This window comes from Halomonas sp. 3A7M, assembly GCF_014897875.1.
In the GTDB taxonomy this organism is placed as follows: domain Bacteria; phylum Pseudomonadota; class Gammaproteobacteria; order Pseudomonadales; family Halomonadaceae; genus Vreelandella.
Window position 1 is genome coordinate 1 of record NZ_JABUZD010000003.1, and the last position, 887, is coordinate 887.

2 protein-coding genes are annotated in these 887 nt (G+C 44.3%); both read right to left on the reverse strand.

Annotated features, from left to right (window positions below; translation table 11 throughout):
- A partial coding sequence (locus tag INT19_RS00020; protein ID WP_193059248.1) for a curli assembly protein CsgF occupies positions 1-332 on the reverse strand: 332 nt, incomplete at its 3' end.
- Positions 332-847 carry a CsgE family curli-type amyloid fiber assembly protein gene (locus INT19_RS00025; protein ID WP_146942209.1) on the reverse strand — a complete coding sequence of 172 codons (516 nt, stop codon included), beginning with the start codon at positions 845-847 and terminating at the stop codon, positions 332-334. The genes INT19_RS00025 and INT19_RS00020, both read right to left, overlap by 1 nt.
- Positions 848-887: the final 40 nt, after the last annotated feature.

Here is an 887-nt window from a genome sequence, read left to right on the forward strand (position 1 = left end):
ATTACGGAAAAAGTAACTCGATAACTTTTGCATAACCACTTACCTTCACTGACTTCACCGCGGCTAACATCGGAAATGAGCTGTGATATCAACCGACTTTCTAAACTTTGTAATAAGCGCTCGGTGGATGATAATGTTTGCCCCCTACGTGCATTTGGATCTGTATTGGTATCTTGCGACTGGGCTTTACCTAACAGGTAACTACCTGTAAAAGGGTCGCCGCCAAAAGAAGGATTAATAGGTTTATAAATTAAATCCCCTGATTGCGCGTGAACACTTATTCCTATTAACACTATGAACGTAGCGCAAGCTGTTTTTCTATAGTTTTTCATTAGAATAACTCCTCTTTTCCCAAGTCTTTATCTGAGGTAAGAGCAGATGCCAGCTGCTGCTGGAGAAGTGCCTCCTCAACGATATTGACAGCTTCTCCTGCTACGCGGTCAGCTTCGCTAATCCTGGGAGAGAGCTGTGTTCTGAAGTACATCCGATTGCCTTCCACGATGGCAATTTGGCTGCCCCAGCGGGCATCGGGACGTTCTTGAATGGTAATCGTGGCATTACCGATAATGAGGTTATCCATTGCCCGCTGGCTGAAAGCGCGATAAAAGGTCTTACCTGCCATGGTGACGGTACGGTCGACCATGATGCCGGTAAGTTCACTACCTCTATTTCGTTGTCCTTGAATTTCTGGGCCATCGGGGCTTGATAGTTGGTTAATAGCGTTAACTTCTTCCTGTTCGCTGGCGGCTAATGCGCGGGAAGTATTGTTTTTTTCATTGGCAAATGTATCAGTCGTTAATACAAGAAAGCTGATAAAAATGACCAGTAAATAGCGAAGTAAATTCATAAGTGCCTAACCGAAAGTTTTCGTGCATAATGTATGTAGG